Raw genomic sequence first — 15,343 nt, 5'->3', positions numbered from 1 at the left:
TTGTCACTATGTCTTTAGCTGATTTTTTCACACCGATTTCTATCGCACAAATTGCACCTGAAACAGTATTTTATAATTCCCAATTCGGGAAGCTTATCCAAGCCTATGAGGATATTTTTCCTACATGGGAGGAAGACTCCAAGCCGCATATTGCCTTAATCGGGGTTGAAGAAGAGCGGGCATCGGTCAACAATGCCGGGACAAAAAAATCACCGGATGTAGTAAGAAAGCATTTCTATCAGCTTTATCAGGGCGATTATCTGGTCAAAATAGTAGATCTGGGTAATATCCAGGCCGGATCGACGATAAAGGATACCTATGTGGCACTAAAGACTGTCGTTGAAGAATTGGTGAAGCAGGATATTCTTCCGGTTATCATTGGTGGGGGACAGGATTTGACTTATGCGCAATATACCGCATACGAGGGATTGGAACAACGTGTCGAAGTTGCCATTATCGATGGTAAATTTGACCTAGACCAAGATAATGCAGAAAATACGGTGTTGAATTCAAATACCTATTTGAACCATATTATTCTGCACCAACCGGATTATCTTTTTAACTTGAGTAATCTGGCTTATCAAACTTATTTGGTGAGTAAGGAGTCCATCAATATGTACGATAAACTGTTTTTTAGTACTATGCGTATTGGCATGATGGCTGGTAAATTAGATCAGGCAGAACCATTAATCCGTGCGGCGGATATGGTTAGCTTTGATATTGGGGCTATTCGTGCTTCGGAAGCTCCAGGAAATGCTAATGCAAACCCGAATGGCTTATATGGTGATGAGGCTTGTCAATTGGCTCGTTATGCCGGAATGTCAGATAAATGTTCCTCTGTTGGGTTTTATGAGTATAACCCGACATTTGACCCGATGGGGCATACGGGTAGCTTGGTTGCACAAATGATTTGGTGCTTTATCGATGGTTTTTATAACCGAAAAAATGATGCACCTTTGATTCCTAAGTCCGCTTATATTATTTACCGTACGACACTGGAAAATGATGACTACGAATTAGTATTCGTGAAAAGTAAAAAGTCTGACCGTTGGTGGATGCAGGTGCCGTATTTTGGTTCGAAATCTGTTAACGAACGTTACTACTGGGTGCCGTGCCGTTATGAGGATTATCAGCAGGCGGTAGGCGGTGATCTGCCGGATTTATGGTGGAGGACCCATCAAAAATTGCAATAAGCATGGATATATTTTCCGTTATCATCATAGGGATATTGGCCTTGGTTATTGCTGTGTTGCTATGGCAACAGGGTAAGCGGGTTTCGCAAGCAGACTATCAACGATTATTGGAGGAGAAGCAGATTGCATCTTTAGAACTAGTGAAATCCCAGGAACGGGAGCACATCGTTAAGACGTCCCAAGAACGATTAGAAATAGCTTTAGAGAACGAGCGGCAAGAGCGGGCAAGTGTAGAGCGAACTTTGGAAAGTACCAATGCCTTTTTACAGGCACAGCAGGAAAAATTTCAGGAACAAAAAATGGAGCTTTCCCGGTTACGGGAGCAGTTTCAGCTCGAGTTTCAACAGATTGCCAATGCCATATTGGAGGAAAAAGCACAAAAATTCACTGCGGTAAATCAGCAGCATCTCCATCAGATTTTAGATCCGTTAAAGGAAAAAATCAAATCTTTTGAAGAGAAAGTAGAGCGCACTTATCAGCAGGAATCGGCGGAACGACATGTGCTGAAAGGTGTGGTGGAACAGCTGATGCAACAAAGCTTGCTTATCAAAGATGAAGCAAACAATCTCACCAAAGCACTAAAAGGCGATACGAAAAAACAGGGAAACTGGGGAGAGATCATTTTAGAAAGAGTGCTGGAACGTTCTGGTTTGATTAAAGATCAGGAGTATAAATTACAATCCGTTTTCAGCGATGATGGCAGTCGAAAAATTCCTGATGCTATCATTTTGCTGCCGGAGGATAAACATCTGGTCATCGATTCCAAAGTTTCTCTTACGGCTTATGAACGTTGGGTGAATGCGGAATTAGAAGAGGAGCAGCAAACCTCGTTAAAACAGCATGTGCAGTCTATCGAGACACATATTCGCGAGCTTTCTGTAAAGAATTATCAAGCGCTGTATGGGATACACTCTCCTGATTTCGTTCTGCTATTTATGCCTATTGAATCGGCGTGGAGCATGGCCGTTCGGGAAAAGTCGGAATTGTTTTCGTATGCCTGGGATAGGAAAGTGGTGATTGTAAGCCCTTCTACCTTGTTGGCGACTTTGCGGACAATTGCAAGTGTGTGGGTACAGGAAAGGCAGAACAGGAACGTGTTGGAGATTGCTAAAGAAGCGGGTAGCTTGTACGATAAGTTTGTAGGATTTTTGCAGGATATGCAACAGATAGAAAACCATTTGCAGAAAGCCACAGAGAAGCATCAAGATGCTATGAGAAAACTATCTAAAGGTAGTGGAAATGTTATTAAGAAAGTAGAAAATCTGAAATTATTGGGTGCTAAGGCCAATAAGCAGATTGATAACCGGTATTTGGAATAGAAAAACTTTGAAGACTTCCGAAGTTTTTTGCGATTATAAAATTTAAACTTCGGAAGTCTCCTTTTATTAATAACCTGCTGCGAAGTCGTCGCCACGATGATCGGCTCCGGCTTGCAACTTGCCATTAGGTAATACAATAATATTCTCAACACGTCCAATAGCACCACGCTTATGGATTTTGTACCCATCTTTTTCTAAGCTCTGACGCACGCTTTCTGAAATCGCAGTATCTTCTACATCAATTTGGTCAGGTTGCCATTGATGATGGAATCGCGCCGCACTCACGGATTCCTGGGCCGACATACCAAATTCCAGAGCATTCAGTATCGTTTGAAAAACGGAAGTAATAATTGTCGATCCACCCGGTGTTCCAACTACCATTTTCAATTTTCCATCTTTTTCTATAATGGTGGGTGTCATGGCACTGAGCATGCGTTTTCCAGGTTCAATGGAATTGGCTTTTCCGCCAAGGAGTCCATACATGTTGGGAGAACCCGGTTTTACGGAGAAATCATCCATTTCGTTGTTCAAAAGAAAACCGGCACCATCTACCCATACCAACGAACCGTATGAACCATTGATGGTTGTAGTCAAAGAAACAGCATTACCGTCCTTGTCCACTATGCTGTAATGTGTCGTTTCTTCCGATTCATAGCCAGGGAATTGGGCTGCTTTTACCTCGGAGCTAGGAGTCGCTCTGCGCAGGTCAACTTTAGCCATACGCTCCTGATTTAATTTCTTGTTTGTCAGGTATTCTGCCGGAACACGGTAATAATCCGGGTCGCCAAGGTGAGTCGCCCGATCAGCATAAACACGTCTTTCCGCTTCAACCATAGCACGCACAGTACTATCTGACTGGAAGCCCCATTTTGCCAGAGGATAATTTTCTACGGATTGTAGCAAAGCAACCAATGCCACACCACCACTGGATGGTGCAGGCATGGAAATGATTTTATGCCCCTTGTAATCTCCTATGGTTGGTTCACGCCATACAGCTTCGTAATTTTCAAGGTCTTCATGGCTGATGATGCCGTTCCCACGCTTCATCTCGGCAACAATCAGGTCTGCAGTTTCACCTTTGTAAAAACCATCACGTCCTTGTTGGGCTATACGTTTTAGTGTGCTTGCCAATTCGGGCTGTGCAAATATATCGCCGGCTTTCCATTCTTCTGCGCGAATGATAGCCGCACCATTTGGATTGAATTTCTGGAAGCGCTCTTTATGACGGTTGAATTCATTGGCTTGCCTCTGGGTGATAGGAAATCCTTTTTCTGCCATCTGGATAGCTGGAGCAAGAAGTTCAGCCCAGGAAAGCGAAGCGTATTTTTTGTGTGCAGCATCCATGCCGGCCACAGCTCCCGGAACTCCTGCGGCAAGCTGTCCGTATAGGCTTAGATCCGTAATGGGGTTACCTTCTTTATCGAGGTACATGTCTGTAAAGGCTTTTGCAGGCGCTTTTTCACGGAAATCTAATGCGGCTGTTTCACCAGCGCTGGATCGGTAAACCATAAAACCTCCGCCACCAATATTACCGGCATTCGGATAAACAACGGCTAAAGCAAATTTTACGGCAATAGCTGCATCGATGGCATTTCCGCCTTTTTTGAGGATGTCTACGCCTACTTCGGAAGCCAATGGGTGCGCAGTTACTACTGCACCATTGGAAAATTCTTTGGATAGGCTTGCTTGTTTCTCGTGTCTTAGCGCACAGGAGGAAACCAAAAATAGTACAATGAAAAATGAGGTTAAACGTTTCATGGGACTAAAGATAATAATTTGTTAAACAACTTGTTTTGGTTTATTGGTTTTAACTGGGTAGTTTTGAGTTATGAGGAAGGTTATTTTAATCGTGTTTTGTTGCTTATTAGGGAGCATGACCTATGCGCAACGTATCAAAATCCTGAGTTATAATATTCACCATGGTAGTCCACCTGCGCATGCGAATAAGATTGATTTGGAAGCAATAGCGAAAGTTATCAAAGATTCGGATGCCGATCTGGTCGGTGTACAGGAGGTGGATGTTCGGGTGTCGCGCTCAGGAAATGTGGATCAGGCAGCAAAGCTCGCGGAATTAACCGGAATGGATTATTTTTTCTCTAAAGGGATAGATTTGGAAGAAGGTGAATACGGGACTTTAATCCTGACCAAACATAAAATTGTTGGTAAGAGGCGATACGATTTACCAATGGTGGAGGAGAGTGAAAATAGATCTTTAGCCATTGTGGATGTGGAGCTACCTGACGGTAAGATGGTTTCTTTTGCCAATACACATTTGGATCTGGGGGAAGCAAATAAGGTTGCACAGGCCAAATACATTAATGAACTTGGCGATTGGTACGAAAGGCCGTTGATTCTGGTGGGGGACTTAAATGCTGAACCAGATGATGAACCTATCAAAATATTGGAAACCCATTTTGAAAGGAATACGACCAGTAATGGACCGACCTTTCCGAATGTCAATCCGAGAACTGAAATTGATTATATCATGGTCGGAAAGCACAGTAAGTTTGCGTGGAAATCGTATCAAGTCCTTTCAGAGGAATATGCCTCAGATCACAGACCCTTGTTCACAGAGATTGAGATAGTAGAATAGTATTGGGTATTGACTAGTGCGTATTGAGAAAAAGATGTTGCGTAGAGAGTAAAAAGACTTCCGAAGTTTTAAAAACTTCGGAAGTCTGTGTTGCCCTCAACGAAGTTAGACTTCGGAAGCCTTGATAAACATCTGTGTAATCATCATTATCTGTGACATCACTAAAAGAGTTTTTCATTATTCTTATGTCTATCCGCATCACGTATAGATTTTTTCTCTAAATTTTTTTCCAGCGCGGCTGTCAAGTCAATTCCGGTTTGATTGGCAAGGCACATCAAGACGAACAATACATCCGCCATTTCATCTGCCAAATCTACTTCTTTATCTGATTTTTTAAAGGACTGTTCCCCGTATTGTCGTGCCATGATACGGGCTACTTCACCCACTTCTTCCATTAAAATAGCCGTGTTCGTCAGTTCATTAAAATAACGGATACCAGTAGTGTTAATCCATTTATCGATGATTTCTTGTGCTTCTTTTATAGTCATAATTATATATAGTATTGAGTAGTGGGTATTGAGTATTGAGACAATGTGGTTTTTAAAAATTATCTTTATCCTGTGTATTCATTATAATAGTAACGGGACCATCATTGCAAAGGTCTATCTTCATATCGGCACCGAAAATACCTAATTGCACTTCTTTGTTTAACAAAGTGGAAAGTAGTACTGCCATTTCTTCGTACATCGGTTTGGCTTTTTCAGGTTTTGCTGCGCGAATAAAAGAGGGTCTGTTGCCTTTTTTTGTCTGTGCTAACAAAGTGAACTGGGAGATTAAGAGAATGTTTCCTCTTATGTCCTGGATGGATCTGTTCATCAGGCCAGCCTCGTCAGAAAAGATGCGAAGATTGACTAATTTCTGTGCTAACCATTTCATGTCATCTGCGGTATCGGCTTCTTCTACTCCTAAAAGAACCAATAGTCCGTGCTGTATAGTGCCTGTGACTTGGTTGTCGACAGTACAAGAAGCTTGAGTGACCCGTTGTATTACTGCTCGCATAGTCGTAAAAGTAAGAAAAAAGCTGAGCATTGCGAAGTCCCGAGAAACGAAGTGAATCGGGATAAAAATTAAAAAGACAAAAAATGAGAACTTCCGGGTAGTAAAATAAAGACTTCCGAAGTTTCTAAAACTTCGGAAGTCTTGTAAAAGGATTTGTCATCTCGTCAGAACCGATGAACAATGTGTTACGCTATATTAAAACCTTATATTCAGACCGAATAAGAAGTTGGTTTCAGCTTGTGGGAAATAAGCGTTGCCAAAAAGTCGTGTGCCATCAGGCGTGATACCGCCATACGTATAGCCGTGTGATTCATACTTCTCATTGAAAATGTTATTAACGGCCAGATTAGCATCAATATCCTTGATTCCTAACAATGAAAAATTGTAACGAAGTCGAATATTGTTTACGAAGAAAGGGTTCACGCTGCGGTCTTCGGATTGTGTATTGTCCAGATACTGTCTGGAAACATATTTGCTTACAAAGGCAAATTCCAATGGGCGGATAGGTGAGTAGGAAAACTCATTTGAAAGTATGGTTGATGGCGAGAAAGAAATCGTCGTAGAACTGTACTGTTTCTCTATTTGTGGTACGTCTAATTCAGTCCAATTTTCGTCCATAACCGTGATGAACTCAGTATAGTTTTTGATTTTGTTTTGGCTCAATCCTGCGGTGGCTTTCCAACGGAATTGTTCTGAGATTTGCCAAGCAGCATCTAACTCTAATCCAATACGGTAACTGTCAGGCACGTTTTCCCGTATTGCCCCGCCTACATCGTTAATTTCACCGGTTTGTATTAGCTGGTCTTTGTAGAACATCCCATAAGCATTTGCTCCAAGATTGATGTTTTCTTGCCTTAATCGATAACCAACCTCGATGTCATGCATTCTTTCGGGTTTCGGACGTGCATTTGGTGAGGATTCCGTGTAGTCTTTGCGGACAGGTTCTTTGTTGCCGAAAGCATAAGAAGCGTACACATTTGCCGTTGATGACAACATATAGGTGGCGCCGATTTTGGGATTGAAAAAATGGTGTTTCACATTGACATCTGCCAGTTCTAGATTGTGGTTGTAACCTTCGAAAGTGTAATCGACAAAACGGTATTGGAGGTCGGTGTACAGACGCATCGCTCCAAAAGTTGCATTCCATTTTCCGTATACGTTGACGTCGTTTTTCTCTGCATCATTCAGGTAATATTTATCACCTAATTTAGAATCTGAAGCATATCGCGCCCATATAACTTCGCCATAGTGATCGCCTTTATACTGGTTGGCACCTCCGCCGAAGATCAGATTATGGTTTTCATTCAGCGTGTGCTTTATGGAAAGGACGGTTCCGTAGAAATGATTGTCTAACCAGCGACGACGAATAAGGTCTGTCTTGTCTATCGTTGTTCCGCCGATTTCGATGGGAGCTAATCCGTAGCTGCCGAATGATTGTGCTTTTTTGTATTCTTCATAATACCCCGCACCCCGCGTATAGTGTAAAGCCGCGTTGAATGTTGTGCGTTCTGATGCAAAATAATTATAATGCAGATGATGATGTGTTTGCGTATAATTATCCGTTTGGTTTTCATACGTAAAGCCATTGTAACGACGATTTTCTTCTAACATCTCTTCAGGCACGCCATCCCATGCTTGATAGGTTTTTTCCTTGCCCGAAAATATTGTTGCCTTCAATTGATGCTTGTTCCCATAATAGCCAGCATCGAAATAAAAGGATTTCAAGTCGGAGGAAGCTCGGTCAATATAGCCATCTGAACTGATTTTGGACAAACGCCCATTAAATGCAAATCTGTCATTGATTAGTCCTGAACCAACCTTGACGGTATTTTTCCATGTGTTGTATGAACCTACACTATTGTTGAGCTCGGCATAAGGGTTTTGTTCCAATATGTCGGACTGAATATTTAATGATGCACCAAAAGCACCAGCGCCATTGGTGGAAGTTCCTATCCCCCGCTGTATCTGTATACTTTCTGCGCTTGAGGCAAAGTCGGGCAGATTGACAAAGAAAGAACCCATACTCTCCGCGTCGTTAAGAGGTATTCCGTTCAGTGTTACGTTGATACGTTGATTATCAGAACCACGAATAGTCATGTTAGTATAACCAATGCCAGCCCCTGCATCAGAGCCTATAACAACCGATGGCGTTTGGTCTAAGAGGTAGGGGATATCCTGCCCTAGATTATTGCGTCGTATGTCTTCTTTTGAGAGGTTTTTGTAGGTTGTTGCAGCATTGTCGCCTGCTCGGGTTGCTGTAACAAGCACTTCTTCGGTGCGTATGCTGCTCGGAAAAAGTTGAAGGGTAATCTGTTTGTCAGCATCTAAGAGAATGGTCGTGTCTTTTGTTCCGTAACCTACAAAAGTTGCGCGGATTTGATATCGACCTGCACTGAGATTCGAAAATTCAGTGCGTCCTTGTTGATCGGTCTGGCTACTGTGGCGTTGCGTGCGGCTTACCGTGACAGATGCATTGCTTAAAGGTTCATTCCCATTGTTGAGCACACTTACTGTTAGCTCATGTTGTTGTCCTATTGCCATGAATGATAATGACAATAAAATTGTGCTGATGAATAATCTAATCATCGTTTTAATGTTGATTTTTTTGAGTTAAACATACTATTACAAGGGGTTTGCAATAGCGACCAATTTAACTAACCACTCCCTACGCCAGCATTATCTGGATCAGGTGCGCCCCACGTAAAGTGGGACTGGGTATAATCTCAGCCTTTATTCGTGTTCGGAAACAAGGCACCCCTTTCGATGGGGCAAATCTAAATATTATTTATCATTATGTCAAATAAGTTAAAATATTCGCACCTTAAGAAGGTGTGGCGTGAAATTTGAGTAGTAATTTTGTTAGATTTGTTTAGTTATATTTAGGTAGTGATGCGGTATATTTCAGCAAGCTTTATAGTTCCAGTTGAGGGGGATTATATTAAAAACGGAGTGGTGGCATTGGATGAAAGTGGGACTGTCGTAGGTGTCTATGGAGCAGGCGATGAGCGGGTTAAGAACGAAGAAAAAGAGTTCTATGAAGGTGTTCTGATTCCAGGGTTTGTAAATGCTCATTGTCATATTGAGCTTTCTCATATGCTGGGCAAGACGGCCAAAGGAAATGGGCTGCCCACCTTTATTAGGGAAGTGATGAGGAGTAGGGAAGAGGATGAAGATTTAATTTTTCGTAAGATTTTAGAAGCAGACCAGCTGATGTATGCAAACGGAATACAAGCCGTTGGGGACCACGCGAATACTGCCCATTCAGCTAAAATCAAAGCAAAAAGTCCCATCTTATACCATACTTTTGTAGAAGTCATGGGCTTGAACAAGAATGATATACAAGATCGTTTGGATAAAGCAAGGGATGTGGAGTTTTATTTTCAATCCCAACATAGTTCCATTACATTACATGCACCATATTCCTGTTCCAAGGATATGTTTAAAGCATTCAAAAAAGCGGTTCAGCGGGATAATATCGTAAGTATCCACAATCAGGAAAGTGAAGAGGAAAACAAGCTTTATCGTTATAAAGAAGGTGAATTTTTAAAGTTTTATGAAGATATGGGTTTCGATGTGTCGGATTTTAAGGCGCATGCTCGTAACTCCATTCAATCCTATCTACCACATACTCCGAAGGAAAATAGAATTATTCTGGTTCATAACACGTATACTACAACGAAGGATCTAGATTTTGTGGAACGGCAAGAGCGGGATGTTTACTACTGTTTCTGTCCTAAGGCTAATTTATACATCGAAGGGCACCTGCCGCGAATTTTAGGCTTTGTACCGAACGAAGACCGTGTAGTCGTAGGTACGGATAGTTTAGCATCTAACGATACTTTGGATATTTTAGAGGAATTGAAGGTGCTATCCAAGGCTGCTGATCATATTCCTTTTTTGCAGTTGTTGAAATGGGCTACTATCAATGGAGCGAAAGCATTAGGTGTTGATGAAATGATAGGTTCTATTAGTGTTGGGAAGAGACCTGGATTAGTTCTTTTGGAGAATATGTTGGATTTTCGATTGACTGATGAGGTAAAGCTGAAAAGAATCGCTTAATATCTTCGGTTTTCTTGACTACCTTTGTACACAATGAAACATCTAAATATTACTGTCAAGGGAAAGGTTCAAGGTGTGTACTACCGTGCAACTACGAAGGCTGTTGCCGATCATCTAGGGGTTAAAGGTTTTGTTGTTAACCAACCGGATGGAAGCGTATATATTGAGGCTGAAGGAGACGCTTTTTCCTTGGAATCCCTGTTGGAATATTGTGAAGGAGGGCCAGATAAGGCAGAGGTGGAGTCGGTTACCTATGAAGAAGGTGAACTTCGTGATTTTATTAATTTTGTCGTTGTTAAAAAGATAAGATAATCTAAGGTGTCGGTAGTTAAACGTTTTGTTAGCGATACAGCGATTTATGGTCTTACGACCATTATATCGCGCTTGGTGAACTTTGTCTTGACACCGATTTATGTCAATAAGTTTGCGACATCGGTCTACGGTATATTTACGACGATGTATTCTTGGGCCGCTCTTATCAATGCATTTTTGGCATTTGGTATGGAAACTTCTTTTTTTCGCTATCTGCAGAAGGTTGACGAGAAAGATAAACCAAAGGTATTTAATAATACATTTATTGTTACGATAGCTACCTCATTAGTCTTCCTATTGTTGGTATTTTCCTTTGCACAGCCCATAGCCGAATGGTTTGCCCGAAAAGGGGTACAATCTGTAGAAAATTATAAGTCCTATGTATATTTCATGGGATTGACCTTGGTCGCAGATGCTTTAGTGGTTGTTCCATTTGCTAAGTTACGTTCACAGAATAGACCTATACGGTTTGGCATACTAAAGCTGACAAATATTTTCGTCGTTGTAATTCTTAACCTGTTCTTTATTGTTTTTCTTCCTTGGTTATTTAAAATACAACCCGAATGGCAATCTGCCTTTTCCTGGTATAAGGGGCCATGGGTCGGTTATGTTTTTCTTTCTAATTTGATAGCCAGTGTGGTTACTTTGCTGATGCTAATGCCGCAGATGCGGGGCTTCAGTCTTAAAGTCGATAAGGAGTTACTCGCAAGTATATTTTCATATAGCTTCCCTATTCTGATAGCAAACCTTTCTTTTATTATCAACGAGCATTTGGATAAGATACTTATGCCAAGCCTATTGCCCGAAGGTATCGGCGAAAGTGATGTGGGGATTTATGGAGCAATTAGCAAAATAGCTATCTTTCTGAGTATTTTTGTGCAGGCTTTTCGACTGGGAGCCGAACCCTTTTTCTTTTCTTATGCCAAACAAGAGAATGCCCGCAAAGTTTATGCACTTATCATGGAATACTTTGTGGTGGCGATGATGCTGGTTATGGTCGGGATTTCGATGAATATTGAATGGCTTAAATATTTCATCAAGGGAGGAGACGCGATGGAAACGGCAAAATATTGGTCAGGGTTGAATTATATTCCTATCATACTTTTTAATTATGTAATGTTAGGTATTTATATGAACTTATCTATCTGGTATAAGCTTTCAGACCAAACGAGATACGGACTTTATATCTCAGGTATTGGAGCGATGATTACCGTAGTTTTTTGTTATGTACTGATTCCGAAGTTTAGTTATCTGGGCGCTATATTAGTAACCAGTATTGCTTATATCACCATGGTGAGCCTTTCATACTTATGGGGACAGCGAAATTATGCCATCCCTTATCGTATAGGAAAGATGTTGCTGCATATTGTATTGGGTTCATCGATGATTGCCATTAACTTCCTGTGCTTTTCTCGTAATTTCTGGACAGGAAATGCCTTACTGATTTTATATCTATTGTTTGTCCTATATCAAGAAAGAAGCTTTATCAAGCGTTTGTTGAAACGGTAGTTTAAACGCATGTTAAGAATGTTACTAACGAAGGGTAGCGTTTCATGCTTGGCTTTCGTTTCTTTGTGGACAAAAAATATAAAAAGCACATTACATTAATTGATTAACCAAATGAGAAAAATTCTACTTTTAGTAAGCTTGTTGGCTTTGTCATGGGGAAGCTATGGGCAAGAGTCAAGGCAGGAAAGAGCACTGGCACGTAAAAATCATCTTATGATAGATCCAATTGTTTTGATTGCCGGACCGATTCTTAATGTTTCCTATGAACGTGCGCTCAATGAAGATTTAGGTGTGGGTTTGCATAGCTTATTAGGGCTGGGTGCGATGGATGAAATGGTACAGTTTTCACCATTTGCAAGATTTTACTTGGGCGGATCGCATGGAGCTGGTTTTTTTATGGAAGGATTTGTCCCTGTTACCAATATGGAGGATGATTATCAAACATATAATCCTGAAGGAGATTATTATACGATCGTGAGAGATAAAAAGACATCGGTTGGTTTGGGTATAGGCTTAGGTGGTAAATGGCTGCTGAAAAGAAATCTGATGTTGGAAGTAAGTGGAGGAATTGGCCGTAAACTTATTAATAAAGGAGTACATTCTGAGTCTATTACCGGAAAATGGATGATTGGATTTGGCTATGCATTTTAAGGGTTTTAGAGACACAATTTTGTGTCTCTAAAACATCATGCTTTCTACAAAATTCTCTTGGATCTCTTCCAAGACTTCTATAATCTCTTCATAAGTATTTAGTCCAACCAATTTCATACGATATTCCTTAAAATTCGGGATACCTTTAAAATAGTTGGCATAGTGTCTTCGCATTTCAAAAATACCGAGCTTGTCACCTTTCCATTCGATGGATTTAGTAAGATGTGTCTTGCAAACCTCTACACGCTCGGCAATAGTAGGTCCTTCAAGTCGTTCGCCTGTTTTGAAAAAATGCTTGATCTCACGGAAAATCCACGGATAACCGATAGAAGCACGACCAATCATGATACCATCGACCTCATATTCTTGGCGCCATGCAGCGGCCTTTTCCACAGAGTCCACATCACCGTTTCCGAAAATTGGAATCTTGATACGTGGGTTTCTCTTTACATCGCGAATCATGCTCCAGTCAGCTTGCCCTTTGTAGAGTTGTGCACGGGTTCTTCCATGGATAGCCAAGGCTTTGATACCCACATCCTGTAATCTTTCGGCTACTTCGTACACGTTTTTGGTGTTGTCATCCCAGCCTAAACGAGTCTTTACCGTGACCGGAAGATGTGTAGCCTCTACTACGGCCTTGGTCATAGCAACCATTTTATCAATATCCTGTAATAGGGATGAGCCTGCACCCTTACATACCACTTTCTTAACCGGGCAACCGTAATTAATATCGATTAAATCTGGATTTGCTCTTGAGCATATTTCTGCGGATTGGCGCATATGTTCAATATCCCCACCGAAAATCTGTATGCCTATGGGGCGTTCATACTCGAAAATGTCAAGCTTCTGAATAGATTTTGCAGCATCTCGGATTAACCCTTCGGAAGATATAAACTCCGTGTACATCATATCTACACCGTTTTGTTTGCATACATAACGAAACGGTGGGTCGCTCACGTCTTCCATTGGTGCTAATAGCAATGGAAATTCCCCTAAATCAATATGTTCACCAATCTTTACCGACATGGTGCAAAGGTAAGGAATTTGTTTATTTGTTTAAGGTTTAATTGCTTAACCGTTACAATCATTAGACTTTTAATTCTGTCACAAACTCCTTAATAGCTTGAGCAGGGTTGTCAGTTTTCATAAAATTTTCTCCGATTAAGAAGCTATTGAAACCGCGTTCTTTTAAATCCTTGATCGTTTCAGGGTTTGAAATGCCACTCTCCGAAACTTTGATAAAGCGCTTAGGTATCTTGTTGACTAGATCATAAGAATGCTCTAAGGAGACCGAAAAATCCTTCAAGTTGCGGTTATTCACTCCAATAGCATCAATGCTGTCAAAAATATTAGCCTGTAGCTCTTCCTCGTTATGCACTTCTAGTAGTACATTTAACCCTAAGGATTTTGCATATTCAGAGAACTCTTTTACTTCTTGGTGCGGGAGGCATGCCGCAATTAGTAAAATGATATCGGCTCCGTAAGCTTTTGCCTCAGCTATCTGATAAATGTCTACAATAAACTCTTTACGTAACAGTGGAATATCTAAAACTTCTCTTGCTGCGGTCAAATCAGCTAAGCTCCCTTTGAAAAAATCGGGATCAGTTAATACCGATATTGCCGAGGCTCCTGCATTCTGATATCCTTTTACCACATCCTGTACAGAGGAAGTACCATTGATTAGACCTTTGGAGGGGGAGGCTCGTTTGAATTCCGCTATGATTCCGGTGCGTGTCGGATGAAATATAGAATCTTTCAGCGAATAGCAGGCTCTGCCGAACAATGGATATTGCTGTAGTTCTGTTAATGATACTTTGGATTTTGCTTCTGCTACTTCCTGCTTTTTCTTTTGTACTATTTTATCTAAGATCGTCATGTTTTTTACAGTATTGAGATATGCGTATTGAGATATGCGTATTGAGATATGCGTATTGAGATAAGAGTAGTGTTACACTTTACTTCTATATACTCAATACTCCCTACTCTATACTATTTTAACCAATTCGCTATTAACAATTTGCCGTTGTCTGTTAAGACAGATTCGGGGTGGAATTGTACTCCACGGACATCGTATTCCGTATGCGATAAAGCCATGATAACGCCATTTTCGTCTTCAGCAGTGATTTTCAGTGATACAGGAAGGCTTTCTTTTTCTACTGCCCACGAATGGTATCGTCCTATTTTGGAGTCGGCTGGAAAGTTTTTAAACAACTTCTCTGTAACATCTTTCACGAAAATGCTTGAAGAGACTCCATGTAACGGTTTTGGCATGTTGAACAGTTTTCCACCGAACACTTCGGCAATAGCCTGCTGGCCGAGACAGATTCCCAAAATGCTTTTGGTTGGTGCATAAGTGCGAATAACATCCAGTAATAACCCCGCTTCTTCTGGGATACCGGGACCGGGAGATAGAAGTATCTTGTCAAACTGATCGACATACGACAGCTCGAACTTATCATTACGAACAACTTCATACTTTTGCCCCAATTCCTGTAAAAGGTGGACGAGGTTGTAAGTGAACGAATCGTAATTGTCGATGACCAATATTTTGCTGTTATTCATTTGTTCTGTAAGCTTTTCATTTTTTAATAAACTGTCGATTTCTTCAAAATCTTTGGCCTTCTTAAGATATAGGTTTTTCATCGCTGTCAATTCGCTGATGCGCTGTTCTATTGTTTCAATTGACTGCTCAAAGTGATGTAACTCTG

15 protein-coding genes are annotated in these 15,343 nt (G+C 41.1%); 7 read left to right on the top strand and 8 right to left on the bottom strand.

Translation table 11 applies throughout. The annotated features are described in order from the left end of the window. Positions 1–8: 8 nt before the first annotated feature. Positions 9–1,193 (top strand): formimidoylglutamase, encoded by a 1,185-nt coding sequence (locus tag BM375_RS05545; protein WP_093364292.1) that lies wholly within the window; start codon positions 9–11, stop codon positions 1,191–1,193. Positions 1,194–1,195: 2 nt separating this feature from the next. Continuing rightward, on the top strand, positions 1,196–2,512 hold the full coding sequence (gene rmuC / locus BM375_RS05540; RefSeq protein ID WP_093364290.1) for a DNA recombination protein RmuC: 1,317 nt from the start codon (positions 1,196–1,198) through the stop codon (positions 2,510–2,512). A 66-nt stretch (positions 2,513–2,578) separates the two neighbouring features. Here rmuC and ggt read toward each other — a convergent pair whose 3' ends face one another. Continuing rightward, positions 2,579–4,270 (bottom strand): gamma-glutamyltransferase, encoded by a 1,692-nt coding sequence (gene ggt / locus BM375_RS05535; protein WP_093364288.1) that lies wholly within the window; start codon positions 4,268–4,270, stop codon positions 2,579–2,581. A 70-nt stretch (positions 4,271–4,340) separates the two neighbouring features. On the opposite strand from ggt, the gene BM375_RS05530 reads away from it, so the two are divergent. Then, positions 4,341–5,105, top strand: coding sequence for an endonuclease/exonuclease/phosphatase family protein (locus BM375_RS05530; protein ID WP_093364287.1), 765 nt, complete (start codon positions 4,341–4,343; stop codon positions 5,103–5,105). 13 nt (positions 5,106–5,118) lie between these two features. Here the strand turns inward: BM375_RS05530 and BM375_RS17160 are convergent, their stop codons facing one another. The 4 genes from BM375_RS17160 to BM375_RS05515 all read right to left on the bottom strand — a co-directional run bounded on the left by BM375_RS17160 (position 5,119) and on the right by BM375_RS05515 (position 8,690). Beyond that, positions 5,119–5,283 (bottom strand): hypothetical protein, encoded by a 165-nt coding sequence (locus tag BM375_RS17160; protein ID WP_170852595.1) that lies wholly within the window; start codon positions 5,281–5,283, stop codon positions 5,119–5,121. Then, positions 5,267–5,593, bottom strand: a complete 327-nt coding sequence (locus BM375_RS05525) for a nucleotide pyrophosphohydrolase (protein WP_093364285.1) — start codon at positions 5,591–5,593, stop codon at positions 5,267–5,269. The genes BM375_RS17160 and BM375_RS05525 overlap by 17 nt, the downstream gene beginning before the upstream one ends. A gap of 52 nt (positions 5,594–5,645) precedes the next feature. Beyond that, positions 5,646–6,104: a D-aminoacyl-tRNA deacylase gene (gene dtd / locus BM375_RS05520; protein ID WP_093364598.1), complete on the bottom strand. Its 459-nt coding sequence runs from the start codon at positions 6,102–6,104 to the stop codon at positions 5,646–5,648. A gap of 195 nt (positions 6,105–6,299) precedes the next feature. Further along, positions 6,300–8,690 (bottom strand): TonB-dependent receptor, encoded by a 2,391-nt coding sequence (locus BM375_RS05515; RefSeq protein WP_093364284.1) that lies wholly within the window; start codon positions 8,688–8,690, stop codon positions 6,300–6,302. 303 nt (positions 8,691–8,993) lie between these two features. Between BM375_RS05515 and BM375_RS05510 the strand changes: the two genes are divergently transcribed. The 4 genes from BM375_RS05510 to BM375_RS05495 all read left to right on the top strand — a co-directional run bounded on the left by BM375_RS05510 (position 8,994) and on the right by BM375_RS05495 (position 12,635). After that, positions 8,994–10,163, top strand: a complete 1,170-nt coding sequence (locus tag BM375_RS05510) for an amidohydrolase family protein (protein WP_244525834.1) — start codon at positions 8,994–8,996, stop codon at positions 10,161–10,163. A gap of 33 nt (positions 10,164–10,196) precedes the next feature. Beyond that, positions 10,197–10,475 (top strand): acylphosphatase, encoded by a 279-nt coding sequence (locus tag BM375_RS05505; RefSeq protein WP_093364281.1) that lies wholly within the window; start codon positions 10,197–10,199, stop codon positions 10,473–10,475. A 6-nt stretch (positions 10,476–10,481) separates the two neighbouring features. Next, positions 10,482–11,984, top strand: coding sequence for a lipopolysaccharide biosynthesis protein (locus BM375_RS05500; RefSeq protein WP_093364279.1), 1,503 nt, complete (start codon positions 10,482–10,484; stop codon positions 11,982–11,984). Positions 11,985–12,095: 111 nt separating this feature from the next. Continuing rightward, on the top strand, positions 12,096–12,635 hold the full coding sequence (locus tag BM375_RS05495; protein ID WP_093364277.1) for a hypothetical protein: 540 nt from the start codon (positions 12,096–12,098) through the stop codon (positions 12,633–12,635). Positions 12,636–12,662: 27 nt separating this feature from the next. On the opposite strand, the gene dusB is transcribed toward BM375_RS05495, so the two are convergent. The 3 genes from dusB to BM375_RS05480 form a co-directional block, all read right to left on the bottom strand. Then, the gene (gene dusB, locus BM375_RS05490; protein ID WP_093364275.1) at positions 12,663–13,661 is read right to left on the bottom strand and encodes a tRNA dihydrouridine synthase DusB; all 999 of its coding nucleotides are present in this window, start codon (positions 13,659–13,661) and stop codon (positions 12,663–12,665) included. Positions 13,662–13,722: 61 nt separating this feature from the next. Further along, positions 13,723–14,511 (bottom strand): indole-3-glycerol phosphate synthase TrpC, encoded by a 789-nt coding sequence (gene trpC / locus BM375_RS05485; protein WP_093364274.1) that lies wholly within the window; start codon positions 14,509–14,511, stop codon positions 13,723–13,725. 113 nt (positions 14,512–14,624) lie between these two features. Next, entirely contained in the window at positions 14,625–15,197 is a 573-nt protein-coding gene (locus BM375_RS05480) for an anthranilate synthase component II (protein WP_093364597.1), read from the bottom strand. Between the last annotated feature and the right edge of the window lie 146 nt (positions 15,198–15,343).

Origin of the sequence: Sphingobacterium wenxiniae (assembly GCF_900116225.1) — a bacterium.
GTDB lineage: Bacteria > Bacteroidota > Bacteroidia > Sphingobacteriales > Sphingobacteriaceae > Sphingobacterium > Sphingobacterium wenxiniae.
This window is presented reverse-complemented; position numbering and strand designations above follow the sequence as displayed.